The organism is Oscillibacter sp. GMB15532 (genome assembly GCF_041020825.1).
GTDB lineage: Bacteria > Bacillota > Clostridia > Oscillospirales > Oscillospiraceae > Oscillibacter.
Window position 1 is genome coordinate 144746 of sequence record NZ_JBEVTO010000004.1, and the last position, 22169, is coordinate 166914.

The window sequence follows — 22169 nt, forward strand, 5'->3', positions numbered from 1 at the left end:
AAGAAGAAATTTTCTTCCGCCGCCTGTTTTTCCATCTGTATCATACCGAGTTCTAATCGTACCGATTAAAGGAGCGTCCATGAAAAAAGCACAGAGTATCTTTCTTCCGATTTTTCTTGCGGTCACGGTTTTCCTGTCCGGCTGCGTTCCGGCGGCAAGGACCATTTCCTTTACACTTTCGGATGTGCCGGAGTTTTCCGACCAACCCTACGTTCTGCTGAACGACAACCTGCCGTCTTTTCCGGACACGGACTACACGGAAACCTCCTTTGAGGAATACAGCCCCTTGGATCTTCTGGGCCGGTGCGGCCCGGCCTATGCCAATGTAAGTCCGGACACCATGCCCACAGAGCCGCGGGGCGAAATCGGGCAGGTAAAGCCCTCTGGCTGGCACACGGTCAAATACGACCTTGTGGACGGCAAATACCTCTATAACCGCTGCCACCTGCTGGGCTATCAGCTTACAGGCGAAAATGCCAACGAGGAAAATCTCATCACCGGCACCCGGTACCTGAATGTGGAGGGAATGCTGCCTTTTGAAAACGAGTTGGCCGATTATGTGCGTGAGACGGGGAACCATGTGCTCTACCGGGTCACGCCCATTTTTGAGGGGACCGAGCTGGTGGCAAGGGGCGTTCAGATGGAGGCCGAATCCGTGGAGGATGGCGGCAGCGGCGTGCAATTTAACGTGTACGTATACAACGCCCAGCCCGGCGTCACCATCGACTACGCCACGGGAAACAGCTATCTCACCGGGGAGGAGCCCGACTCCTCCTCCGATGCTTCGGCAGAGGAGCACTATGTACTCAATACAAACTCCATGAAATTTCATCGCCCGGACTGTTCCGGCGTTCTCTCCATGAGCGAGAGCAACCGCCGGGACTACACCGGCAGCCGGGAGGACTTGATTGACGGGGGCTACACTCCCTGTGGGCAGTGTAAGCCCTGAAAGATAAAAAAGGCACCGCCAAGCAGGCGGTGCCTTTTTATTGCTTAGAGCCTCAGCGGCCAAGAGTGGCAAGGCGGCGCATGCCGTTCAGGTCGCCGTCGCTCACCGGAGCGGAGAATACGCCGCCCAGTGCGACGGTAACGTCACCCTGCACGCGGGACAGTTCTTCCATCGCCGCCGCCAGAGCGGAGCGGAACGCGTCCCCATTTAAAAGCGTGTCTCCCGGACGGGCGGCTAAAATCGTGTCATAGTACTTCTCAGTAACGCCGATGACCGTGGTTTCGTCAAAAATCCCGCCGGGACGCGTTAGCTCCTCCTGCCAAAAAGACGCAAGATCGGGTCGCATGTCGGCGGGAATAACCGCCACGTCGGCAGCTCCTGCGGCCAGCGCACTTAGGAGATCGTGCCCGCTCCCGATGGGCAATGCGCTGACGGAAACCCTGTTCAGATCAGAGAGGGTGTTCCCTTCGTAATGATCCGCCAGCCACAGGTCAATCATGTCTGCTTCATCCGAGGTCAGGAACCACGTAGCCCGATCGAGCTCGTCCCAAGTCAGGGACGTGTCCGATGCGGCCCGGTTTGCCAACTGGCGGCCATACTCCGACGGGCCTGCCAGAATCAGAGATTGCTGCCCTCCGGAGGTTGTTTTGCTGGGGCCTGTCTCGCCGCTTTTCCAGTCCGCCGGGTCTGCGCTGTCGGGCAGATCGCCGTGCTCCTGCGCCGCCAGCAGAGGAACAGCGGACCCGCCTGCCTCCACAAAGGCCTCTCCGGGCAGCACAGCTAAATCCACGCCGCCCTCCTCCAAGGCCTGAGCCGTGGCAGCGGGGGATGTGCCCACAGTGATTTCCACCGTACCCGCTTCCACGCCGTGGTTGGCCAACGCGGTTTTTAAAGCCTGCGGAAGTGCCTGTACTGCGTACATCAGCGCGTCCGCAGAGAGCCCCTCCCGGCGGGTCAGCTCCAGCCGCAGCGTCTCCAGCTTGAGCGGCTCGTCGGCGGGGAGGGAGCCGGAGGAGGAAGCGGGGGATGGCCCAGCTCCTGCTCCGCAGGCAGACAGACAGGGTAGAAGCAAAAACGCCGCCAGCGCGGCCGCGAGGTTTTTCATGGCAATTCCCTCCAGATGAAGCATCAGCGTGTTGGTTGCAAGGGTAGACATTTTTTGGCACCTGTGATATGATAACCGCATAATTTTTATCAGTCAATTGTATCATCGGATGCAGCCGGACGCAAGGCCGGAGGCAGAAAGAAAAGGAGGATAAGGAAATGTATCAGCGTTCTGAAGATTGTCCCCGTGAGGACAAAAAAGTACACGGAGGAAACGGCTTTGGGCATATGAAGGTTCTGGCGACACCGGACCAGATGTACGGAAATGCCCGGCTGTTTAACCACGCTACGCTGGACCCGGGCTGCTCCTTTGGCTACCATCCCCACGAGCATGAGACGGAGTTTTACTACATCCTGAGCGGAGAGGCCATCTTCAACGACAACGGCACGGAGGTCGTTCTCCATGCCGGAGATATCGCCGAAACCGGCGGCGGGGCTTCCCATAGTCTGGAAAATCGCGGTGATGTGCCGGTGGAGCTGATTGCTCTGATCGTCAACGAGTAAGGCGCGCCTTTGTGAGCAAGCTGACCGATCAGCTCCGCGCCCACGGCGCGGACATGGACGGAGCCATGAACCGTCTTTTGGGTGATGAAGAGCTGTACGCCGTGTGCTTTGGCCTGTTTTTAGAGGACGCGGCGTTTGCCGCGCTGGGCGTGGCGCTGGACACGGGGGACCGTGACGCTGCGTTTGAGGCGGCCCACTCTTTGAAGGGCGTGGCCGGAAATCTGGGCCTCACCAGGATATACCGGCTCAGCGGGGAACTGGTGGAACCGCTGCGCGGCAATGGGGCGGCGGAGGCGGACCTTCTGGGCCTGTACGCAGACCTGATGGAGGAACGGGCCACCCTGCGCCTTTTGACGGAGAAATAGTGGAACCGTCTCTTCCGGAAAAGGAACACTGGAAAAGCAAAAAAGCCGCATAAGCGGCCGTGAATTATTTGAAAATGCGCGGAGCGAAGGAACAAGAACCCTTCGCTCCGCGCTTATTGTTTTCCGAAATCGGGACAAAAAACGCCCCGGCTTTGTGAAAAGCTACCTTTTAACGACGCGTTTTTTGCGCGATTTATGTGCACAAAATCCGAAAAGTCCTTTGACTGTTTGGAGAAATATGCTATAATATAGAGATACGACAGGTTTCTACTAATTTCGACCCGCTCAGGCCGGGAAACCACCGGGGCGCGGTTTGCGGACGCGACGGACACGGAAAGCCGCGCCCGAACTATGTGAGAGGGAAGTGACCCGGATGGATCGTACGGCCTATGGACATCTAAAAAAATGGAAAGAACGAAAAACCCGCCGCCCGCTGATCTTGCGGGGACCCAGGCAGGTAGGAAAAACCTGGCTGCTGAGGGAATTCGGCGAGAGGGAATACGCACGGTGCGTCTATGTGGACTTTGAAACCAGCAGTCAGATTTCCGGCCTGTTTGACGGCAATCCTTCGGTGGACCGGATTGTCACGGAGCTGGAGCTGTATGCAGGATACAAGATCGATCCGGCGGAGACGCTGCTGGTGTTTGACGAGGTTCAGGCCATTCCCCAGGCGCTGGCCTGCCTGAAGCTGTTTGGCAAGGAGGCGCCCCAGTACCATGTCCTCTGCGGCAGCAGTGGGCTGGATGCGGCGATCCGAAGCGGCGCGCCCTTTCCTGCGGAGTGGGTGGAGGTTTTGGATTTGCATCCCCTGTCCTTTTTTGAATTTCTCCGCGCCGTGGGCCGGGAGGAGTATGTGGGGATGCTTCGGGAAAGCCGCTATGACCTGACGCCCAACTACCGTCAGGACTATATCCGGTTCTTAAAATATTATTGCTTCGTGGGCGGCATGCCCGAAGCGGTCGGCGCCTTTGCGGCGGACCGCGATTTTTTTGCCGCCCGGGAGGCCCAGATGCACATTCTGTCCGTCTACGAGCAGAGTTTTTCAAAATATGCGCCCATTGACGCGCTGGCGCGCATTCGGACGCTGTGGAGCAGCATTCCCCGGCAGCTGGACCGGGGGAACCGGAAGTTTCTCTTCGGAGCAATGAAGGAGGGCGCCCGCGCGCGGGAGTTTGACGCCGCGCTGACGTGGCTGGCGGACAACGGTCTTGTCCGGGACATTCATCGCGCCGAGGTCCCGGAATCGCCTCTGGCGGCCAGCGAGGACGCCCGGGCGTTTAAGCTGTATCTTCCGGACGTGGGCCTGCTTGGCTGCCTGCTTGGCCTGCGGCAGGACATGCTCCTGGAGGGAAACTCGGTGTTCGAGGCCTATCACGGGGCACTGACAGAGCAATATGTGCTTCAGCAGCTGGACAGCCTGAACCAGATGGTGGTGTGCTACTGGGTGGCCCCCCGGGGTACCGCAGAGGTGGAGTTTCTGGTGGACAACGGGCTGGAGGCCATCCCTGTGGAGGTGACGGTGGAGCAGAATCTCCAGTCCAAAAAGCTGAAGGTCTTCCGCGAGCGGTTTTTGCCCCGGCAGTCCATCCGCACCTCTCTTGCCGACTATCGCCGGGAGCCCGGGCTTTTGAACCTGCCCCTCTGGGCACTTGAGACGTTGTAAAACCGCCCCGGCCTGTGTTCCGGCTTAGAGCGGGCCCGCACAATTTTGGCGGCCCCGCAGATTCATGCCTGCCGTCTCTGCCCATTTGAACGGATAGGAAATTGCTTTCATAATGAAACGCGCTTTGGCAGCTAAGGCCGCCAAAGCGCGTTTTTATGCCGTAAGGTAAACGGATTTCTTTAAGATAGCCAGCCGCTGTGCAGTGACCGGGCCGCAAGCGGCCTGCGGGTGGGACTGCGGCACGGGCGCTCACAGGACCCACTGCTGTCCCATTTGCTCCACCGGCAGAAGGGTTTCCGTCCATTGAGGATGCTCCTCCAAAAAGCGCTGCGTGGGGCTGAAATCCTTCCACTGATGCATGGGAATCAGCCGATGAACCTCTGCCAGTTCCAAAAGATAGAGAAGCCCCCAGCCGGCGGCTGTTCCCTGACGGGGGTCCAGCGGGGCAAAGGCCAAGTCGATGGACCGACCACGGAGAGGTTCGATATATCGCTTGAAGTCTGCCTCCATATTCCGGTTCCAGTCTCCCGGTTCCTCTGCCCAGTGCCACCAGTTCAGGTCCCCAGCGTGGTAAAGGGTTTTCCCCTCACAGGTGATGATCAGCGCAACGCCCTCGTCGGTGGAGGGCAGGGTTTCCACCGTCACACCGTGGGGCAGCACGGTGCGTTCGTTCCCTTCCAAAATCGCGCACTTTTCCGCCGTTTCGGGAGAGAGGCCCCATTTCTTCTGATTTTCCGGGGAAAGCTTGATGCCCTTCCCAAGAAGAAAGCGGACTTCACGGCTTCCGTCGTCCAGAGAAAAAATTTTGGGAGCGAAATGGTCGCTGTGCCCATGGGTTGCAAAGCAAAACAGAGGCTTGTCCGAAAGGGGCGGCAGGTCCCCCTTCCACCAGTCAAAGAGAAAGTTTGCGCCGTCCAGCTCCACCAAAAAACCACTGTGGGCCAAAAATGTGACGCGCATCATTTAAATTTCACAGCCGTTCCGTAGGCCACCACTTCGGCGGCGCCCTGCATCACGGAGGCCGACGCGTACCGCAGGCCTACCACAGCATCCGCGCCCAGACGCGCCGCCTCATCCACCATGCGCTTAGTGGCAATGGCCCGGGCTTCGTCCAGCATTTCCGTGTAGCCTTTGATTTCGCCGCCCACCAGCGTCTTCATCCCGGCCATAAAATCGTGTCCAAAGTTTTTGCTGAATACCACGGCGCCCTTTACTGCCTCCAAAGCCTCCAGCTCCCGCCCGGGAATCGTCTCAATTGTAAACAGTTTCATTTTTGTGTCCTCCTGTCAGTTTTTTATCTGTGGACGCCGCCCGTGCGGCGCAGTGTTCAAAAGCGCTTGGCGTCGTCCTCTTCTTTCCGGCCAAGCTCCCGCAGGCGCTGGATCAGCGCCCCAATCACGCCCGCAATTACCACCGCGGGGAACCCGATCAGTAACGCCAAAAGGGGCGTGGGCGGCGCGCCCGCCGGGTCCGTTTCAAAGCCCCAGACCATCAGCCACATCATGCCCAGCATCAGCAACGACATCAAAACCGCGCAGACAATGGGTGCGACATAGCGCCCGGGACCTCCTGCTTTTTTCCAATTCATAAAACCATCCTCCCGCTCCGGCGGCGCCAAAAGGGTCTCCGAAAAATTTAAAAAAAGGATATCCCCATGCAGGGAAATATGCTATACTTGAACCACGGTTCCTCCCGACGGACGGAGCTTTGAAATTCATCGTTCAGGAGTACAGTATATCATGCCCCGTACCCAACTGACAACTCTATCGGATATTGTTTCTCCGCTTCTTTTCTGGTATCGGGCCAATGCCCGGGACCTGCCATGGCGGAAGACCCGGGACCCCTATCGCATCTGGGTATCAGAGGTGATGCTCCAGCAGACCAGGGTGGCGGCGGTGCTGGGGTATTACGCGCGGTTTCTCACTGCGTTTCCCACGGTGGAGGCCTTGGCAGACGCGCCGGAGGAGGTCCTTATGAAGCAGTGGGAGGGCCTTGGCTATTATAGCCGTGCCAGAAATTTGCAGCGCGCGGCTCGGATGGTGGCGATGACCATGGAGGGGCGCTTTCCCGATACCTATGAAGAACTTCTTGCCCTGCCGGGCGTAGGGGACTATACCGCATCCGCCGTGGCTTCGGCGGCCTTCGGACTGCGGGAACCGGCGGTGGATGGCAACGTGCTCCGTGTGGTTACCCGGCTAACGGACTGCCATGACGATATCGCTGATTCCGGGACGAAAAAAGCCGTTCGGGAACAGATTGGCGCTTTGGTGCCCCACGATTCGGAGGACATCCGCATTTTCAATCAGGCATTGATGGAGCTGGGGGCTGTGGTCTGCGTGCCGAATGGCCCGCCAAAATGCGCACAGTGCCCTCTTATGGGGCGCTGCCTTGGCCGGAGCCGAGGTACGGCGGAGCGCCTACCGGTAAAGTCCCCTAAAAAGGCGCGGCGGATTGAAGAAAAAACCGTGTTTCTTTTCCTGCGGGACGGAAAAATTGCCCTGCGGAAGCGACCCGAGGACGGTCTGCTGGCGGGGTTGTGGGAGTTCCCCAACGAAGAGGGTGCGCTGGACGAGACAGCGGCGGCCGGCCAATGCGCCCGCTGGGCGCTTTCTCCCCGGGCGTGGAAGCGCCGGTTGACAGCAAAGCATATTTTTACCCATGTGGAGTGGCATATGACGTGTTATGTGTTGGAGGTTTCTGGCAGCGGACCGGAGGATTTTTCTTGGGCGGACGGACCGGCGCTGGACCGGCTAGCCGTACCCTCTGCTTTCGCCCGGTTAAAGGAGGAGGCAGAAACTGCGCTGGGAGAATACGGCCGGGAAAAACAGCTTGAAGGAGGTCCTTTTCATGAGCTTGACGGTGGAGCCTGCATATGACTGTCAGGACGAGATTCGTCTGCTGTTTCAGGAATATACGGAGATGCTGGTACAGGAAAGTCCGTCTGTTGCGGATTATCTGAACCTCCAGCACTATGATGCCGAGTTTCACGACCTTGAGGGCAAATACGGCCTGCCGGACGGACGGTTGTATCTTGCCCGGGTGGACGGTGCTGCGGCGGGGTGCGCCGCGCTGCGAAGACTGGATGAAACCCGCTGCGAGCTGAAGCGGATGTATGTCCGCCCCCAATATCGCGGGCAAAAAATCTCCACGGCGCTGCTGGATCAGCTTTTGGCGGACGCCCGGGAAATCGGCTATCAAAAAATGCTGTTGGACACCCTGCCGTTTCTGACATCAGCCATCACCATGTACCGGAGGCGGGGATTTCAGGATATTCCCTGCTATAACGACAGTCCCCTTCCGGAAACGATTTATATGGAGCTGGAGTTGTAAGTCTCAAAAGCCCGATTTTGAAACGCAAGCGGAAAGCGAGGTACTGCTGGTATGTTATTGACATTGGAATTGGCCTATGAGCAGCCGGAGGTCATGCGCTCCATGATTCAGGAATACGTGGATACGCTGATTCTGGCGGCGCCGCCCTTTGCCTCTTATTTGCAGGTGCAGCACTGCGACGCGGAGCTTGCGAATCTGCGCCAGAAATACGGCAAACCGGATGGGCGGCTGTATCTTATCCGGGTGGACGGAACGCCTGCGGGCTGCGGGGCGCTGCGCCGGCTGGACGAAGAGAGCTGCGAGGTGAAGCGGCTGTATGTCCGCCCCCGGTTCCGTAAGAAAGGCGCGGGGACGGAATTGATGAACCGGCTGATTTCCGACGCGCGGGAAATCGGCTATCGGCAGATGAAGCTGGACACCCTGCCCATGCTGCCCGACGCGCTCCGCCTGTTCCGCGCACTGGGGTTCCAGGAGATTCCCAGGTATAACGACAGTCCGCTGCCGGGGACCATTTTCATGCAGCTTACGCTGTAACATCGTCAAAGGGGGCGTTACCATGGCTTTTTGGAACCGGGACGAGGAAAGCGATTGGGAAAAGCACCAGAGATCGAGGGAAAAGGAAACGCCGAAGAGAGAAAAGAACGCCGTCTCCGATGAGTTCAAGGCGTATTTTAAAGCCGTCCGTCAGGGCCTGCGGGCGGAGGACGGTTATGCCCGGCAGCCCGGAGAGAAGGATACGCCCATGAAGACCTTTTTGTCCCGGCTCCGCCGTGATAAACCGGAGGAGGACGAGGGACCCCCGGAGAAATGCCCGTGGTGTGGTGGTGATATGGTCAAAGGCTATCTGTGGGGCGGGCGGGGCATATACTGGCAGGAAAAAAAGCCGGGCTTTTTCTCCAGCGGTTTTTCTGCGGAGACTGTGGACGTGTCCGAGCCGGGCGACTTTGGTTGTCAGTATAAAATCATGTGGCACTGCGAAGCCTGCCGCAAAATGGTGACAGACATTCAGAACCTGAATCCGCCGCTGGGTGAGAGAAAGCCGGAGGAGCACTCCCTTTCTTACGACGAGCAAATCAGCGTGGCGGAGCACAGGGACGGCGAAGCGGAGGCTGCGGCAAACGAAACGAAGGAAGAGAACTAAACGAAACGGAAGAGACATAAGGGAGAAAACAAGGGAATGGCACAGCTTTACTTTAAATACGGGGCCATGGGCTCCAGCAAAACGGCAAACGCGCTGATGACCCGCTTCAACTATGAGGAGCGGGGCCAGCAGGTGCTTCTGGTGAAGCCCCGGCTGGACCTGCGGGACGGGGACCACATGGTGTCCTCCCGCATCGGGCTGAAATACCCCTGCATCTATTTTGACGAGATGCAGAAAATCAACCCCATGGAATTGCAGCAAAACGCCTGCATCATTGTAGATGAGGCCCAATTTCTTACCAAGGAGGAGGTGGACTACCTCGTCTCTCTGGTGGACGACGCGGGGATTCCCGTCATCTGTTACGGCCTGCGGGCGGACTTTAAGGGTGATCTTTTTCCCGGCAGCGAGGAGCTGCTGGTGATGGCGGATAAAATCGAAGAGGTGAAAACCATCTGCTGGTGTGGCAAAAAAGCCTCCTTTAATGCCCGGTTTGACAAGAATGGACGAGTGATGAAGGAGGGGGCGCAGGTGGTGCTGGGGGCCAACGACCAGTACATTGGCCTGTGCCGCAAGCACTGGCGGGAGGGGAACCTTGGCCCCGATTTCAAGGTGGAGCAGCCGTGATTTGCAGCATTTGTCCCCGGAGCTGCGGGGCGGAGCGGACGGAGACGGTTTCCGGTGGCGTGTGCGCCATGCCGCTGACCCCCGTGGCGGCAAAGGCGATGCTCCATTTGTGGGAGGAGCCGTGCCTTGTGGGGGACCGGGGCGCGGGCTGCGTCTTTTTCTCGGGATGTAATCTGCGGTGCAGCTTCTGCCAGAACGAAAGCATTTCCCGCGGAGACTGCGGAAAGCCTGTGAGCATCTCCCGCCTGCGGGAGATTTACGAAGAGCTGATTGCGGAGGGCGCGGCGTGTATCGACCTTGTAACCCCTACCCACTTTACGCCCGCCGTGGCCGCGTCACTGGACCGGCCCCTGCCGGTCCCCGTGGTGTGGAACTCCGGCGGCTATGAAAAGTCGGAGACGCTGGGGCTGCTGGAGGGAAAGGTGCAGATATATCTGCCGGATTTGAAATATGCGCTGCCCGGTCCCGCGAAGGAATACTCCGGTGCGGAGGACTATTTTCACTGGACCAAGGCCGCAATTTTGGAGATGTTCCGCCAGGTGGGGCCGTATCAGATGGAAAACGGGCGGCTGAAATCGGGGGTTTTGATCCGCCATCTGGTGCTTCCGGGGGAGCTGGAAAACACCCGCCGGGTGCTGGACTGGGTGTCGTCCGCCTTTCGACCGGGGGATGTGCTGTTTTCCCTGATGGCCCAATACACGCCTCAGCCGGGGGCGAAGGGGACACTTGCCCGCCGGGTGACTAGAGCGGAATATACCGCCGCCGCGCAGTATATGGAAAACTGCGGGATTGCCGACGGCTATGTGCAGGAGCGCACCTCCGCCAAGGAAGAATACACGCCGGACTTCGACCTTTCGGGTATCTGAGAAAAACGGCGATCAGGTTCCTTTTCTTTAAGAATGCGTCCTGCTTCGGGCCAAAAGGTGCGGTGCAGGACGTTTTGCTCAAACGTTGTTCCATCAATTATGTTTAAAAAAGATGTCATTAAAAGGCCCGACCGTCCGGTTTTTACCGGACGGTCGGCCCTTAATTTAAAAAACGGAAAGTGTATCTGCAATCGTCGCATCAAACAGCGCGGCGCTATTTTCCCTGCCGATAGCCCATGGCGCTGGAGATTTGAGCCGCAGTGGTCTGCGTGAGAAGGAGGGCGTCCTGAAATTCTCGGGACTGGGACCTGTTGAACATACCAATGATGCCCACGGCATATTTCACCTGCCCGGAGGTATCCCGAATGGGCGCGGATACCGAACCCAGTCCAATTTTATATTCCCCGTCCTCCACGGCATAGCCCTGCCGCCGGGCCGCGTCCAAATCCTTGGAGAGGTCCTTCCATGTGACGGACGTGTGGGGGGTATAGGCGGAAAGGGGCTGGAGCTTCAAAACCCGCATTGCCTCGGACTCGGGCATGGCGGCGAGAAACACCTTGCCCTGCGAGGTGCAGTGAAGCGGCAGGCGGGTTCCCACCTCGGACACCACCCGCAGCCCCGCCCGGCTCTGCACCTGATCAATGGTGATGGCCTCGTTCCGGTTCAGCACGGACAGAAAGACCGACTCGCCGGTTTTGGATGCCAGATGCTGCAAAAAGGGCCGGGCCAGCTCCGAAATGCTCCACCCGGCGCTGACGGCGCAGCCGTATTCAAACAGGCGAACGCCCAGAAAGTACCGCCCGTCGGGCTGCTGCTCCACCGCTGAGGACTCCCGCATGGAGGAGAGCAGGCCGTATACGGTGCTTTTAGGCCAGCCGGAGCGTTCGCTCAGCTCCGCGAGACTTAAAGGAGCCTTCGCCTCGGACAGAATGTCCAGCAGGCGAAACGCCTTTACGACAGACAAAACCAGCTTGCTTTCTCCCGGCATGGCAAAGCCCTCCCTCCACAGTTTCCAAAAGCTGCATTACCGGCATTATAACAAATTCACAGAATAAGCACAATTGGAATTTGATAATAACGACCGGGTATTCGATGCTGCCGAATTTGCTTTTCGGGAACACCGTAAAATTTGAGGGTACCGGCGTAATTTTTTTGTTGGGCCTGAAGATCTCGCAGAGGAGACGGACGGGGCGGATTCTTCCCTTGTCAGAGAGAGCAGCAAATGGTAAAATGGCACGGTAAAAGCAATCTATGAAATGAAAGATGAGGATGAACAGCGAATGGCGGAGGAAAACGGGAGCTGCCAGCTGGGGGACCAGTTTCATAAGGGAATGACCATCCGGGGCGTATTCGAGCTGTGGCTGGCGGCGGCCCGCAAAGAGGTAAACGCCGCTTCTTATGCAAACTACGAGCGGATTGTCCGGCGGCATATTTTGCCGCGTCTGGGGGAAGCGGTGGTGGATTACCTGACCGTGGCGGACATCCGTGATTTTTTGAATGAACGGATGCACAGCGGGCGGATGGATGGGAAAGGCGGACTTTCCCGAAAAACCGTGGCCGATATTTCCCGCGTATTGAACGCGGGGCTGAAGCTAGTCAACTGGGACCCGGATTTATCCGACGGCGTATTTTCTAACGGGAACCGACGAGCAGCCGCTGGGACCGCGCACCTATCAATATCGATTCCAGAGCATGCTTTCAAGCTGCGGTCTGCCCCAGACCGTGAATTTTCATATGCTTCGCCATACCTTTGCCCTGATGTGGATGAGCGGCGGCGGGGAGATTGAGGCGCTCAGCCGCGCACTGGGGCACGGCTCCGTGAAAACCACGCAGGCCCGCTATGAGGGACTGCTTCAAACGGCGGAGTCCATCGCGCCCGACCATGCGAAGCTGATCTGCCCAAGCGCCGTGAAATAAACGGAGATGATGCAGATTGGGCCGCACATTGGAACAATACAAGCCATTATTTTATAAAACAGGCGCCGAGAATGCTCTCGGCGCCTGTTCTTTATTCGGTATGTCGAGAAACCAACTGCCAGGTCAATGTCTGAGACGTTATTACCCGGGCGGAGGCGAAAAACACAGAACGGGCCGCATGCCGCTGTAAGGAGAAATGATCGGCTTCCCGATGGTTTTTAACCCTCGTAGCTTTCGTAGCACTTGGGGTCCTTGGGCAGGCAGAGCTCCAGAATCAGCCCCACAACGAACACGCCCGCCACCATATTGTCCGCGAAGATTTCGCCGATCATGCTTGGCATGTAAGCAAAGAAGCCGTCCACCTGCGTCACGCCCACGCCGAGACAAAGGGCGGTTGCGGTAATGAGAGTGTTGCGGTTGTTCATGCCAGCCTCATGCATCATCTTGATGCCGGACATCATGATGGAGCCGAACATAATGACGGTACAGCCGCCCAGCACGCAGTCGGGCAGCGTGGTGAAAAACGCGCCGATGGGTGGGAACAGGCCGCCGAGAATCATTGCCAGCGCGCCGAACATAATGCAGAAGCGATTCACCACATGGGTCATGGAGATCAGACCCACATTCTGGCTGAACGAGGTGATGGGAGAGCAGCCGAACACGCCGCCGGAAACTGCGGAAATAAATCCGTCCACACACAAAGAGCCGGAAATCTCCTTGGCAGTGATGTCCCGCCCAAGACCTCCAGTGCAGGTGGCGGTGGTGTCGCCAATGGTTTCCACGGCGGAGACAATGAATACAAGGCAGAAGGAGACGATGGAGCCGATTTCAAACTGTGGCTTAAACGCCACCAGCTGCGGAACGGCAATCACGCCGAGAGACTGCACGGTGGAGGACATTGTGCCGAAATCCACCATACCGAAAAAAATTGAAACGATGTAGCCCACCATCATGCCAAACAAGACGTAAAGCTGCTTGGCAATCCCCTTGAGTCTGGTGTGGAAAATGAACGCGGAGGTAAGGGTAATCACGGCCACAAGCAGGTTCTGCCAGGAGCCCAGCGGGTAAGCCGAGGAGGAGGCAAAGGAGGAAACGCCCACACTCAGGATGCTCAGACCGATGGAAACCACCACGCAGGCGGAAAGAATCGGCGTAATAACCTTGCGCCAGTATTTCGCTGTCAGGCCAAGAACGCCCTCAAAGCAGCCGCCCACGATAATGGAGCCGACCATGATGCCGTAGTCCTTGGAGGCCGCTGACAGGCAGGCGGCAAGGAAGGTAAAGCTCAGGCCCATGACAACCGGCAGGCCTGAGCCAAGAAAGCCCACGGGATAGAGCTGCAACATGGTTCCGATGCCGGCGATAATCATGCAGTTCTGAATCAGGCGCGCGGTTTCGATCGCGGTAAAGGACTGTCCATTGTACACTGCGACGGATGCGATAATGATGAGCGGTGTCACATTTGCCACAAACATGGCAAGCACATGCTGCAGGCCGAAGGGAATTGCTTTGCTGATGGGGACCCGGCCGTCCAGGCGGTAGACATTCTCTACACTGACGTCCTCCGAACGCGAAATTTTCATGATCTAACAAGCTCCTTTTATTTTTTTGCCAAACCGGAAAATCCGGCGGAATGCCGCAAATACGAAAAGGGAAACAAAAGTTATTTGTAACATTCCAATAAATTGGCCTTTGTTCAGTATAGGAGGTTGACCTTTAAAATGCAATACTTTTTGTTAGATATAAAAAATTTTTTTGTATTTTGGAGGGAACAACGCTTTGCGGAGAAAAGAACGCTGCGTGAGACAAGGCTCGAAAGTAAGGATAAAAACGAAGAGAAACAATCCTTATCAGGCGGCGGTATGCCGACACACGGATCCTAGCTGCGCAGCGTGGCGCGCAGGCGGTTGGGCTTGAGCAGCAGGTCCAGCGCGTCCAGAGGGGAGGCCACCAGTACATCGGCGTGGGACAGCAGGGCGGGGCACAGACCCTCCCGCTCCAAAACGGCGACGCGCAGCGCCGCCGCGTCGAACATCTGGATATCATTAAAGCCGTTGCCTACGCACAGGATTCCCCCGCCCATTCCCTGCACGATGGATTCCTTGCAAAGGGCGGCGCCCGCCTGCGAGAAGGTCTGCACGGTAATACCCAGCGGTTCGCACTGGGCGCGGACGGTTCCATAGGTGTCGGCCGTGAGCACCGTGACGGTGACAAACTCCCGCAGTTTTGCGATGCGCTCGGCAACGCCGGGCAAAAGCACCCCGTCCACAGCGATGGTACCGTTGTAATCCAGAACCACATGGTCGATTTCAACCGGCTCGCGGCCGGGAATTTCGATGTTCAGCATAATGCTCCTTTCAACTCAGCCGTAGACGCCGCTTAAAAAGGCCTTGGTTTCCTCATGCCGGGGCTGGAGGAACAGTGCGCCCTTTTCTCCGAACTCCACCAGCCGTCCATTGTTGAAAAAGGCTGTATAGTCGGCAATCCGGCGGGCCTGGGCGATATTGTGGGTGACGAGAATAATAGTGTAGGTTTCCTTTAGCTTCAAAAGCATGGCCTCAATGGCCTCGATACTTCTGATGTCCAGCGCCGAGCAGGGCTCGTCCAGCAGCAGCACCTCCGGCTCCGCCGTCAGTGCCCGGGCGATACACAGCCGCTGCTGCTGCCCGCCGGAAAGCTTTAAGGCGCTTTTGTCAAGGCGGTCCTTTACCTCTTCATAAAGACCGGCCAGTGTAAGCTTTTCCCGCACCAGGGCGGCCAGCCGTTCCTGATTCTGTACGCCGTAATAGCGAAGGGCAAAGGTCATGTTCTTGTAAATGGAGAAGGGAAACGGGGCGGGCGTTTGAAATACCAGTCCCACCCGGCGGCGCAGTTCTTCGGAGGGGAGCTTTCGCACATCGTCGCCATTTAGAAGAATCTGCCCCTCCACAGCCGCGCCCGGTTCCTCCTCCAGCATGCGGTTCATCGCCCGCAGCAGGGTGGTTTTCCCGCAGCCGGACGGGCCGATGACTGCGGTAATCCGGTTTTTGGGAAAGGAGAGGGAAACCTGCTCCAGAGCGGGCTTTTTGTCATAAGTAATGGTTACGTCTTTTAGTGTTAGGATTGTTTCCAAGCCCGATTCCTCCTTTTAGCATACAAGGCTGCCAGAAAATTGCTGAGCAGCACCACCATCATCAGCACGAATGCGGTGCCATAGGCCTGAGGAATGGAGGTGCCCTGCGCCAGCAGAAGATAGAGGTGCAGCGGCAGCGCCATGGCGGGCTTTGTGAGGGATACCGGCATTGCCGCGTAGGCCACCCCCCCGGTAAACATCAGTGGGGCAGTGGCCCCCATGGCGTAGCAGGCGCCCAGAATCACGCCGGATACCAGCTCGCCGCGGCAGGCGGGCAGAACGATTTTCCAAATGGTGTAGGACTTCGAGCAGCCCAGCGCGTAGGCGGACTGGGTCAGCGCGGGCGGCAGCTCTCGAAATGCCTTTTCCGCCCGGACCTCGATAAACGGCAGAATCATGATTGCCAGCGCCACGCCCGCAGATAAAACACAGCGGCCCAGGCCCAGAGCGCGTACCAACAGGCTATATGCAAACAGCCCCAGCACTATGGACGGAATGCCCGCGATATTTTGAATCACCATCTGAATTACGGTCCGCAGCAGCTTGCTTTGGCAGAAAAATACAAGATACAGCGCGGTAGCTATGGCGGGAATCCCCCCCAGCACCACCGCCGTGGCCGTGAAGCAGAGACTGCCCGCGATGGCGGGCCAGATTCCGCCCTCGGAGCCAAGCACCGACCCGCTGGGAGAAGCGGTGAAAAATTCCCAGGTGATGACAGGACCGCCCTGCACAAACACATAGCCGAACAGGAACAGGATGACGGCGGCCACCAGCGCCATGCTGAGATACGCCCAGCTTCGGACAAGAAAGGCTTTGCATTTCATCGGTTCAGCCCTCCATCCGCAGCAGGCGGCGGCGCAGCAGGGCGATGCCGGTGTTGATAATCAGCAGGATTCCCATTAAAACCAGCCCCGCCGCATACAGCGCGTGATAGTGGGTACTGCCCACTGCTGCCGTTCCCATTTCCAGCGCAATCAAAGAGGCAATCGTTTCTCCCTTGCCAAGCAGGGAGGGAAACACGCCCGCGTTTCCCATGACCATCATCACCGCCATGGTTTCCCCCATGGCCCGCCCCACCGCCAGAACCACGCTCAATAGAATGTTTCGGGCGGAGAGGGGGAGAATCACATGGGCCACCGTATGCCAATAGGCTACGCCCAGCGCGTTGGCGGCGGGCAGGTATCTTTGGCGCATGGCCAGCATGGTTTCGCAGCAGGCGGAAACCAAGAACGGAAGCAGCATCACCGCCAGCAAAATGGCTGCCGCCAGCACGGAATGACCGCTGCTGGAAAGGCGGAGCCGCTGAAACAGCGGCACCAGCACACACAGGCCGATGAACCCGTAGATGACCGACGGAATTCCCGCCAGCAGGTCAATCATGGAGCACAGCAGGCCCCGGGTGGTTTCCGGCACCGCGCAGGAGAGGAATACCGCCGTGCCCACGCCCACCACCACGGCAAGCACGATGGCGACCACGGAAACGTACAGGGTCCCTGCAATGTAGTTTCCGATTCCGTAGGATACGCCGGTGCCATAGTCCACGGGCATCCACCGTTGCCCCAGCAAAAAGTCCGTCGGGGCGATTTCCTGAAAGGCGGGAAGCGATTCCCGCACAATAAAGATCAGCACAAACGCCAGAGACAGCACGGTTAGGGCTGTCAGCAGACAAATCAGGCGGGGAAACAGGGCGTTCCCAATTTTCCGCATCACGATCCCTCCGGTTCTCATTTTATAGGAGGACAAACGCTGCCATTGTCACCACAATGGCAGCGTTTGCCGGACAGAATAAATTTCCCGGTCTTTTAAAAATCACGCCGTGAAGGCGGGGATATAGCCGTTGTCTTCTACCACCTTGTAGCCCACGTCGGAGAACACGTAGTCCACAAAAGCCTGCTGGGAGGGGGTGAGTGCCTTGCCGGTGACAAACATGATGGGACGCTGGACGGTATATTCGCCGCTGATGATGCTATCCTCGTTGGCCTCCACGCCGTCCACCTTCATGGCAAACAGCACCTGACCGTTCTGGTTTGCCTTATTATAGGCACCGAAGCCCGCATAGCCGATGCTCCACGGGTCGTTTGCAATGTTGGTGGCCAGCTCCGTCATGGAGGCGGACTGGGTGGCGGAGGCGGTTACCTCGCTGTCACCCATAATGGCCTTCTGAAACACCTCGTAAGCGCCGCCGGACAGGTCCCGGATGTACACATTAATGGTTTCGGCGGGGAGTGAGGCGTCAACCTCGTTCCACGTGGAAAGCTCGCCGCTGAAAATCTGGCGGATGGTGTCGGTGGACAAGTCGTCCGTCAGGCCGCAGAGAGGGTTCTCGGCGTTGACGGAGACGGTGAGCGCGTCCTTGGCCACCACATATTCGGTGTACCCCTCGCCCAGAGCTTCTTTTTCAGAATCCTTGATGCTGCGGGCAATCATGCCGAAATCACACGTGCCGTCAATCACGGCGCTGGCGCCCACGCCGGAGCCGCCGGGGGCGACATAGATAGAGATGTTGTCGCCGGGGAATGTGGCATCCACCTTGTCCCAGGTGACATATTCGTCCGTGAAGGAAGAAGCCAGAGAAGAGATGATGGGATAGAGAGAGGTAGACCCGCAGAAGAGAATGCTGCTCTCAAAAGCCGCATCGCCGGGGGCGGAAGAAGCGCTGCCACTGGGGGCGGAGGACACGGCGGGGGCGGAGCTTCCGCACGCGGTCAAAGACAGCAGCATGGCGGTTGCAAGAAGAGCAGTGAGAACTTTTTTCATGGTACAATGCCTCCAAAATTTTATTTCTTCCTAAAAATTGCGTACATAACCAATATCTACATTATTCATATTCAAAGATGAAGTCAAATCGATAATTTCTGTCAATACGAATATATATCGTAATTTACGATGATAATTGACTGGATTCAACAAAATCTACCTAAATTTGCGGAAAAGGCGCGGCTGTACCGGAGGGGTTAAACCGAAAATTGATTTGTGGAGAAATAAAGAGAATAAGGGCGATAAACCTTTTTTACAGGGAAAGCACATGGAAACCAAGATAAAAACACGAAATTTAAGAAAGATTGTCTGATTGCGTAATTAAAGCAAAAATTTTAGATTTTATTGTTGAATAATAACAAATTCTGCTAAAATATAAAAAGACAGTTGTGATTTTAAAGAAGATTGATTAAAGTGGATGCAATATGTCCGGCCCGCCCCACGCGGCCTATTTCATTCTTGACTGGTGCGTTTCAGAGCTGGTTTCCATGTTTCTGGGCATTGAGAGGCCCTTGCGCAAAACGGTCCCGGCAAAGCTTGCAAAGCCACTTGAGGCAACGCCGGGAATGGAGATATTGCGCCGCTTTGCGCTGTGCCAGACGGAGCGGGGGCTTGAGGCCGTTCCTGTCAGCGGGCGGGGCGGACCCGTATGCCCGGTGCTGACCGCCCCGGCCCAGCTTGTTACTAAAAGCGCCGGTTCCGGGCTGGAAGCCGGGGCAACCGTAGAGCTTACATACCTTCGGTGATGGAGCCGTGGAAGCGGGCGAAAAAAATGTTGCTTTCTGCAATTTTTGGTAAAAGAACTTGAAAAAACGTCGTCTGTTGGCTATAATGAACGCATCTGAATAAAAGGAGACGATGGGTATGCCATGGACGCCAAATTTATCTGTCGGTGTGGGTCAGATTGACGACCAGCACAAGCTCTGGTTTGAAAAAGCAGAAATGCTGTTTCAGGCCGGGCGGGAGCACCGCACAAAGGAATATATCGGCGAGCTTCTGGAATTTCTGGATGCGTACACCAAGCAGCATTTCCGGGACGAGGAAACCTATATGCTCAGTATCCGTTACCCGGAATATGAGGCGCAGAAGCAGGCGCACCAGCTGTTTATCAGCCAGCTTGCCAAGCTGCGCAGCGACTATGCCGCCTCCGGCGGAAACCTGTCGGTCATTCTGGGTGCCAATCAAATGGTATTGGACTGGCTGACCAAGCACATCTCCACCATGGATAAGAAAATCGGCGTATTCGCCCAAACCCTGAAATGAAGCACAAAAGAGCCATGCAGACACGTCTGCATGGCTCTTTTACCATATTCTTCCGCCGCAGGCTTTACAAAACCGGCATACGTTCTGATTTTTCGGGGGAAAGAACGCAGCGTGCGCTTCACGGAGCTTAAAACATGGTGGTCAATTCTGTCAAAAATTCCTGCAAAAGGGCAGAGGTAGTGTGATTCCTGCGGGTCACGTAGTAGTGGACCAGTGTGTTTCCCTCCCCCTCCAGAGGGAAGGAGGTAAAGGAATAATGCTGGGAATGCTTCCACGGGGTGCAGCTGAGAAAAAAATTGTCCGAATGTGCGGCGATATCCTGAAGTGTGGCACTTTCATTGCAGGAAATCACAAGATTCGGCGGCTTTTCAAACAGGTGTGTCACGGATTCGGAGCGCTGGTCATAAAACACATCAAAGTTTTCCGTCTCTTCCGCAATCAGATACGGATAACGGGTGATCTGCTCCAGAGAGCGGGCCTCGGCGGCGGGGTGGTCTTCGCGCATCACGGCGCTGATGACGCTCTCTCCCAGCTCCGTATAATTCAGGCTTTTGGCGCTGGCAATGCGGGGCATACGCCGCCGCTGGGACCGGGGGATGAACACAATTCCAAGGTCTGAGCGGCCGTTTTCCACATCGTCCAGAACATCTGAAAACGAACGCTTCTCCAGCCGGATATAGGTGGGCGGAAAGTCCGGCTGGGTCAGAGTATCCTGCATGTGAATCATAGGGGTGGAGAGGAAGTAGGCCCGCATGGAGGAAATGCGCAGATATTGCTTGCGGTCGCGGTGCCGGGCTGCGTAAAGATTTTCGACAAAGCTCTTCCGCCCGATAATATCCTCCGCGTAGTTCAGAAATTCCCGGCCCTCATTGGTGACAAGCACGCCCTTTTTCGTCCGCTGGAAAATTTCAATGCCCAGCTCCTCCTCCAACTGCTTGAGGGTGTTGCTCACGTTGCTCTGGTGCGTGTAAAGCTGCTCCGCCGCTTTGTTGATAGAGGCACATTTGGCGACCGAGACGGCAAAAATAAGCTGTTGAAATGTCATAAGCAGGCCTGTCCCTTTCCGCTGCGTACCAGGAAGCTGGGAAAGCTGCCCCGTTTGCTTCCGTGCAGCCGACCGAAATCTGACAAAGAATGCATCGAGCGCCAGAGAAAAATGCATTCTCCGTAGAATTCCATGCCGGAAACCGCAGACTTTTAATTTTTTATTATACCTCTGTACGGCGAAAAATGCAAGGTCAGGCAAGGCGGGCGCCGTGAGAGAACTGCCAACTATGTGGAATTCATATAATTACTGGTATATTTGTCGCATAAGCTGTTTTGCCCACGGCGTGCTATAATAAGCAATTAAATCGGTAAAGAATGATGAGATCAGGGGGAGTACAATGTTGAAGTTTGCAATCATCGGCGCGGGTGCGGGCGGGCAGAGTATGGCAGCCATCCTCACGGACAAAGGATACAGCGTCCGGCTGTATGACATTGACAAGGAGAAAATTCGCCGCCTGCGGGAGTTGAAAACCATAAAGGTAACCGGTGTGATCGAGTGCGAAGCTGCGCCCGAAGTGATTACCGACAGTATCGAAGAGGTGATGGAGGGCGCGGACGTGGTGATGATTGTCTCCACCACCGACGCCCATAGAAGCATTGCCAACGCGTGTAAGCCCTATCTCAGGGATGGCCAGATCGTGATGCTTAATCCCGGCCACTGCGGCGGTGCGCTGGAGCTTGCAAACATTCTGCGGGGCAAGGACGGCTGCGTCAAGGATTTGATCATTGCCGAGGCGGGCGATTTGATGTACGGCTGCCGCAGCTATGAGCTTGGCAATATTCTGCATACCGGGCTGAAGGTCAGCGTGTCGGTGGCTACCCTGCCCGCCGGGGACGTGGACCGTCTGATGGAAGTGCTGGGGCCTGTGTTCCCCTGCCTGAAGCCTGCCGCCAATGTTCTTGAAACCGGCTTCCGGGCGGCCGGAGCCATGCTGCACCCCATTCCAAGCCTGATGAACGTCAACAAGATGGATTTGGGGGAGAGCTACGACTATTACATGGAGGGCATCACCCCCCACATTGCGGATATCATCACAGCGTGCGACAAGGAGCGGGTGGCGGTGTGCGGTGCCCTTGGCGTGGACGCACTGGACCTTGGCGGCATGCTGACCAAGACCTACAAGCTGGAGCCTAAGGGCAGCCTGTACGAGCTGATTCAAAGTATTGAATCTTACCGCGCGCTGCGCAATCCCACCAACACAAGCCACCGGTTCATTGTGGAGGACACCATGTCCGGCCTTGTTCCTCTGGCCTCTGTGGGCCACGAGTTGGGTATTCCCACGCCGATGATGGACGCGTTCGTCAGCCTTGCGGGCGCCGTGTGCGGCAGGGACTTTTGGTCCGAGGGCCGCACGGCGGAAAAGCTGGGCTTTACCGGCAAGACGCTGGAGCAGATTCACGAAATGGTGCGCTGAGGCGCAGAGGGAAACAGTTTGAGCATGTCGGGCGCACCAAAAGCCAGGAGCACCCGGCACGGAAACCAAATCCGGCAATAACCGATTTTCGGTTTCATTGTAAAAACAAAAA

The 22169-nt window shown here is 56.9% G+C and carries 26 protein-coding genes and 1 pseudogene; 15 read left to right on the plus strand and 12 right to left on the minus strand.

The genetic code is table 11. The annotated features are described in order from the left end of the window. Positions 1-79: 79 nt before the first annotated feature. Positions 80-949, plus strand: coding sequence for a DNA/RNA non-specific endonuclease (locus tag ABVS15_RS06360; protein ID WP_369282904.1), 870 nt, complete (start codon positions 80-82; stop codon positions 947-949). Positions 950-1001: 52 nt separating this feature from the next. Here ABVS15_RS06360 and ABVS15_RS06365 read toward each other — a convergent pair whose 3' ends face one another. Beyond that, positions 1002-2105, minus strand: coding sequence for a PhnD/SsuA/transferrin family substrate-binding protein (locus ABVS15_RS06365; RefSeq protein WP_369282905.1), 1104 nt, complete (start codon positions 2103-2105; stop codon positions 1002-1004). Positions 2106-2158: 53 nt separating this feature from the next. Here ABVS15_RS06365 and ABVS15_RS06370 point away from each other — a divergent pair, with 53 nt between their 5' ends. The 3 genes from ABVS15_RS06370 to ABVS15_RS06380 all read left to right on the plus strand — a co-directional run bounded on the left by ABVS15_RS06370 (position 2159) and on the right by ABVS15_RS06380 (position 4585). Continuing rightward, positions 2159-2557, plus strand: coding sequence for a cupin domain-containing protein (locus ABVS15_RS06370; protein WP_369283021.1), 399 nt, complete (start codon positions 2159-2161; stop codon positions 2555-2557). Between the two features lie 11 nt (positions 2558-2568). Further along, entirely contained in the window at positions 2569-2922 is a 354-nt protein-coding gene (locus ABVS15_RS06375) for an Hpt domain-containing protein (RefSeq protein ID WP_369282906.1), read from the plus strand. A gap of 373 nt (positions 2923-3295) precedes the next feature. Next, complete coding sequence (locus ABVS15_RS06380) at positions 3296-4585, plus strand: ATP-binding protein (protein ID WP_369282907.1); 1290 nt, start codon at positions 3296-3298, stop codon at positions 4583-4585. A 249-nt stretch (positions 4586-4834) separates the two neighbouring features. Here ABVS15_RS06380 and ABVS15_RS06385 read toward each other — a convergent pair whose 3' ends face one another. Genes ABVS15_RS06385 through ABVS15_RS06395 form a run of 3 tightly spaced genes read right to left on the minus strand, consistent with a single transcriptional unit; the run spans position 4835 to position 6173 of the window. Next, entirely contained in the window at positions 4835-5545 is a 711-nt protein-coding gene (locus ABVS15_RS06385; RefSeq protein ID WP_369282908.1) for an MBL fold metallo-hydrolase, read from the minus strand. Then, the gene (locus ABVS15_RS06390; RefSeq protein WP_369282909.1) at positions 5545-5856 is read right to left on the minus strand and encodes a YbjQ family protein; all 312 of its coding nucleotides are present in this window, start codon (positions 5854-5856) and stop codon (positions 5545-5547) included. Before ABVS15_RS06390 ends, ABVS15_RS06385 begins: the two co-directional genes overlap by 1 nt. Positions 5857-5912: 56 nt before the next feature. Continuing rightward, a complete protein-coding gene (locus ABVS15_RS06395) occupies positions 5913-6173 on the minus strand; it encodes a hypothetical protein (RefSeq protein ID WP_369282910.1) in 261 nt (86 codons plus the stop codon). 151 nt (positions 6174-6324) lie between these two features. Between ABVS15_RS06395 and mutY the strand changes: the two genes are divergently transcribed. Genes mutY through ABVS15_RS06425 form a run of 6 tightly spaced genes read left to right on the plus strand, consistent with a single transcriptional unit; the run spans position 6325 to position 10546 of the window. Beyond that, entirely contained in the window at positions 6325-7461 is a 1137-nt protein-coding gene (gene mutY / locus ABVS15_RS06400; protein WP_369282911.1) for an A/G-specific adenine glycosylase, read from the plus strand. Continuing rightward, positions 7433-7915: a GNAT family N-acetyltransferase gene (locus tag ABVS15_RS06405; protein WP_369282912.1), complete on the plus strand. Its 483-nt coding sequence runs from the start codon at positions 7433-7435 to the stop codon at positions 7913-7915. Before mutY ends, ABVS15_RS06405 begins: the two co-directional genes overlap by 29 nt. Positions 7916-7966: 51 nt before the next feature. Then, on the plus strand, positions 7967-8449 hold the full coding sequence (locus ABVS15_RS06410; RefSeq protein ID WP_369282913.1) for a GNAT family N-acetyltransferase: 483 nt from the start codon (positions 7967-7969) through the stop codon (positions 8447-8449). A gap of 22 nt (positions 8450-8471) precedes the next feature. Then, positions 8472-9056 carry a PF20097 family protein gene (locus ABVS15_RS06415; protein ID WP_369282914.1) on the plus strand — a complete coding sequence of 195 codons (585 nt, stop codon included), beginning with the start codon at positions 8472-8474 and terminating at the stop codon, positions 9054-9056. Positions 9057-9092: 36 nt separating this feature from the next. After that, positions 9093-9680 carry a thymidine kinase gene (locus ABVS15_RS06420; protein WP_369282915.1) on the plus strand — a complete coding sequence of 196 codons (588 nt, stop codon included), beginning with the start codon at positions 9093-9095 and terminating at the stop codon, positions 9678-9680. Continuing rightward, the gene (locus tag ABVS15_RS06425; RefSeq protein WP_369282916.1) at positions 9677-10546 is read left to right on the plus strand and encodes a 4Fe-4S cluster-binding domain-containing protein; all 870 of its coding nucleotides are present in this window, start codon (positions 9677-9679) and stop codon (positions 10544-10546) included. Before ABVS15_RS06420 ends, ABVS15_RS06425 begins: the two co-directional genes overlap by 4 nt. Before the next feature lie 214 nt (positions 10547-10760). Here ABVS15_RS06425 and ABVS15_RS06430 read toward each other — a convergent pair whose 3' ends face one another. Then, complete coding sequence (locus tag ABVS15_RS06430) at positions 10761-11534, minus strand: IclR family transcriptional regulator (RefSeq protein WP_369282917.1); 774 nt, start codon at positions 11532-11534, stop codon at positions 10761-10763. Positions 11535-11877: 343 nt separating this feature from the next. Here ABVS15_RS06430 and ABVS15_RS06435 point away from each other — a divergent pair. Together ABVS15_RS06435 and ABVS15_RS06440 are read left to right on the plus strand one after the other, a co-directional pair. Beyond that, positions 11878-12036, plus strand: a pseudogene (locus tag ABVS15_RS06435) (hypothetical protein); the annotation flags it as partial. 166 nt (positions 12037-12202) lie between these two features. After that, positions 12203-12463 carry a tyrosine-type recombinase/integrase gene (locus ABVS15_RS06440; protein ID WP_369283022.1) on the plus strand — a complete coding sequence of 87 codons (261 nt, stop codon included), beginning with the start codon at positions 12203-12205 and terminating at the stop codon, positions 12461-12463. A gap of 218 nt (positions 12464-12681) precedes the next feature. Here ABVS15_RS06440 and ABVS15_RS06445 read toward each other — a convergent pair whose 3' ends face one another. The 6 genes from ABVS15_RS06445 to ABVS15_RS06470 all read right to left on the minus strand — a co-directional run bounded on the left by ABVS15_RS06445 (position 12682) and on the right by ABVS15_RS06470 (position 18332). After that, complete coding sequence (locus ABVS15_RS06445; RefSeq protein ID WP_369282918.1) at positions 12682-14046, minus strand: uracil-xanthine permease family protein; 1365 nt, start codon at positions 14044-14046, stop codon at positions 12682-12684. Positions 14047-14342: 296 nt separating this feature from the next. Next, complete coding sequence (locus tag ABVS15_RS06450; protein WP_369282919.1) at positions 14343-14810, minus strand: HAD family hydrolase; 468 nt, start codon at positions 14808-14810, stop codon at positions 14343-14345. A gap of 15 nt (positions 14811-14825) precedes the next feature. After that, entirely contained in the window at positions 14826-15575 is a 750-nt protein-coding gene (locus ABVS15_RS06455) for a phosphate ABC transporter ATP-binding protein (protein WP_369282920.1), read from the minus strand. Further along, entirely contained in the window at positions 15560-16399 is an 840-nt protein-coding gene (gene pstA, locus ABVS15_RS06460) for a phosphate ABC transporter permease PstA (protein WP_369282921.1), read from the minus strand. Before pstA ends, ABVS15_RS06455 begins: the two co-directional genes overlap by 16 nt. Positions 16400-16403: 4 nt before the next feature. Then, positions 16404-17282 (minus strand): phosphate ABC transporter permease subunit PstC, encoded by an 879-nt coding sequence (gene pstC / locus ABVS15_RS06465; protein ID WP_369282922.1) that lies wholly within the window; start codon positions 17280-17282, stop codon positions 16404-16406. A 102-nt stretch (positions 17283-17384) separates the two neighbouring features. Further along, positions 17385-18332, minus strand: a complete 948-nt coding sequence (locus ABVS15_RS06470) for a substrate-binding domain-containing protein (protein WP_369282923.1) — start codon at positions 18330-18332, stop codon at positions 17385-17387. Positions 18333-18757: 425 nt separating this feature from the next. Between ABVS15_RS06470 and ABVS15_RS06475 the strand changes: the two genes are divergently transcribed. Together ABVS15_RS06475 and ABVS15_RS06480 are read left to right on the plus strand one after the other, a co-directional pair. Continuing rightward, entirely contained in the window at positions 18758-19078 is a 321-nt protein-coding gene (locus ABVS15_RS06475; protein ID WP_369282924.1) for a hypothetical protein, read from the plus strand. A gap of 118 nt (positions 19079-19196) precedes the next feature. Beyond that, positions 19197-19595, plus strand: a complete 399-nt coding sequence (locus ABVS15_RS06480) for a bacteriohemerythrin (RefSeq protein ID WP_369282925.1) — start codon at positions 19197-19199, stop codon at positions 19593-19595. A gap of 127 nt (positions 19596-19722) precedes the next feature. On the opposite strand, the gene ABVS15_RS06485 is transcribed toward ABVS15_RS06480, so the two are convergent. Further along, positions 19723-20640, minus strand: a complete 918-nt coding sequence (locus tag ABVS15_RS06485) for a LysR family transcriptional regulator (RefSeq protein ID WP_369282926.1) — start codon at positions 20638-20640, stop codon at positions 19723-19725. Positions 20641-20980: 340 nt separating this feature from the next. Between ABVS15_RS06485 and ABVS15_RS06490 the strand changes: the two genes are divergently transcribed. Further along, the gene (locus tag ABVS15_RS06490) at positions 20981-22057 is read left to right on the plus strand and encodes an NAD/NADP octopine/nopaline dehydrogenase family protein (RefSeq protein ID WP_369282927.1); all 1077 of its coding nucleotides are present in this window, start codon (positions 20981-20983) and stop codon (positions 22055-22057) included. Positions 22058-22169 lie beyond the last annotated feature (112 nt).

What these genes read in the sequence shown, in the direction of transcription:
- ABVS15_RS06470 (WP_369282923.1), bottom strand. Translation starts at nt 18,332, where the DNA reads ATGAAAAAAGTTCTCACTGCTCTTCTTGCAACCGCCATGCTGCTGTCT.
- ABVS15_RS06390 (WP_369282909.1), bottom strand. Translation starts at nt 5,856, where the DNA reads ATGAAACTGTTTACAATTGAGACGATTCCCGGGCGGGAGCTGGAGGCT.
- pstC (WP_369282922.1), bottom strand. Translation starts at nt 17,282, where the DNA reads ATGCGGAAAATTGGGAACGCCCTGTTTCCCCGCCTGATTTGTCTGCTG.
- ABVS15_RS06410 (WP_369282913.1), top strand. Translation starts at nt 7,967, where the DNA reads ATGTTATTGACATTGGAATTGGCCTATGAGCAGCCGGAGGTCATGCGC.
- ABVS15_RS06450 (WP_369282919.1), bottom strand. Translation starts at nt 14,810, where the DNA reads ATGCTGAACATCGAAATTCCCGGCCGCGAGCCGGTTGAAATCGACCAT.
- pstA (WP_369282921.1), bottom strand. Translation starts at nt 16,399, where the DNA reads ATGAAATGCAAAGCCTTTCTTGTCCGAAGCTGGGCGTATCTCAGCATG.
- ABVS15_RS06415 (WP_369282914.1), top strand. Translation starts at nt 8,472, where the DNA reads ATGGCTTTTTGGAACCGGGACGAGGAAAGCGATTGGGAAAAGCACCAG.
- ABVS15_RS06485 (WP_369282926.1), bottom strand. Translation starts at nt 20,640, where the DNA reads ATGACATTTCAACAGCTTATTTTTGCCGTCTCGGTCGCCAAATGTGCC.
- ABVS15_RS06365 (WP_369282905.1), bottom strand. Translation starts at nt 2,105, where the DNA reads ATGTCTACCCTTGCAACCAACACGCTGATGCTTCATCTGGAGGGAATT.
- ABVS15_RS06475 (WP_369282924.1), top strand. Translation starts at nt 18,758, where the DNA reads ATGTCCGGCCCGCCCCACGCGGCCTATTTCATTCTTGACTGGTGCGTT.
- ABVS15_RS06490 (WP_369282927.1), top strand. Translation starts at nt 20,981, where the DNA reads ATGTTGAAGTTTGCAATCATCGGCGCGGGTGCGGGCGGGCAGAGTATG.
- ABVS15_RS06360 (WP_369282904.1), top strand. Translation starts at nt 80, where the DNA reads ATGAAAAAAGCACAGAGTATCTTTCTTCCGATTTTTCTTGCGGTCACG.
- mutY (WP_369282911.1), top strand. Translation starts at nt 6,325, where the DNA reads ATGCCCCGTACCCAACTGACAACTCTATCGGATATTGTTTCTCCGCTT.
- ABVS15_RS06385 (WP_369282908.1), bottom strand. Translation starts at nt 5,545, where the DNA reads ATGCGCGTCACATTTTTGGCCCACAGTGGTTTTTTGGTGGAGCTGGAC.
- ABVS15_RS06405 (WP_369282912.1), top strand. Translation starts at nt 7,433, where the DNA reads ATGAGCTTGACGGTGGAGCCTGCATATGACTGTCAGGACGAGATTCGT.
- ABVS15_RS06420 (WP_369282915.1), top strand. Translation starts at nt 9,093, where the DNA reads ATGGCACAGCTTTACTTTAAATACGGGGCCATGGGCTCCAGCAAAACG.
- ABVS15_RS06380 (WP_369282907.1), top strand. Translation starts at nt 3,296, where the DNA reads ATGGATCGTACGGCCTATGGACATCTAAAAAAATGGAAAGAACGAAAA.
- ABVS15_RS06395 (WP_369282910.1), bottom strand. Translation starts at nt 6,173, where the DNA reads ATGAATTGGAAAAAAGCAGGAGGTCCCGGGCGCTATGTCGCACCCATT.
- ABVS15_RS06480 (WP_369282925.1), top strand. Translation starts at nt 19,197, where the DNA reads ATGCCATGGACGCCAAATTTATCTGTCGGTGTGGGTCAGATTGACGAC.
- ABVS15_RS06430 (WP_369282917.1), bottom strand. Translation starts at nt 11,534, where the DNA reads ATGCCGGGAGAAAGCAAGCTGGTTTTGTCTGTCGTAAAGGCGTTTCGC.
- ABVS15_RS06445 (WP_369282918.1), bottom strand. Translation starts at nt 14,046, where the DNA reads ATGAAAATTTCGCGTTCGGAGGACGTCAGTGTAGAGAATGTCTACCGC.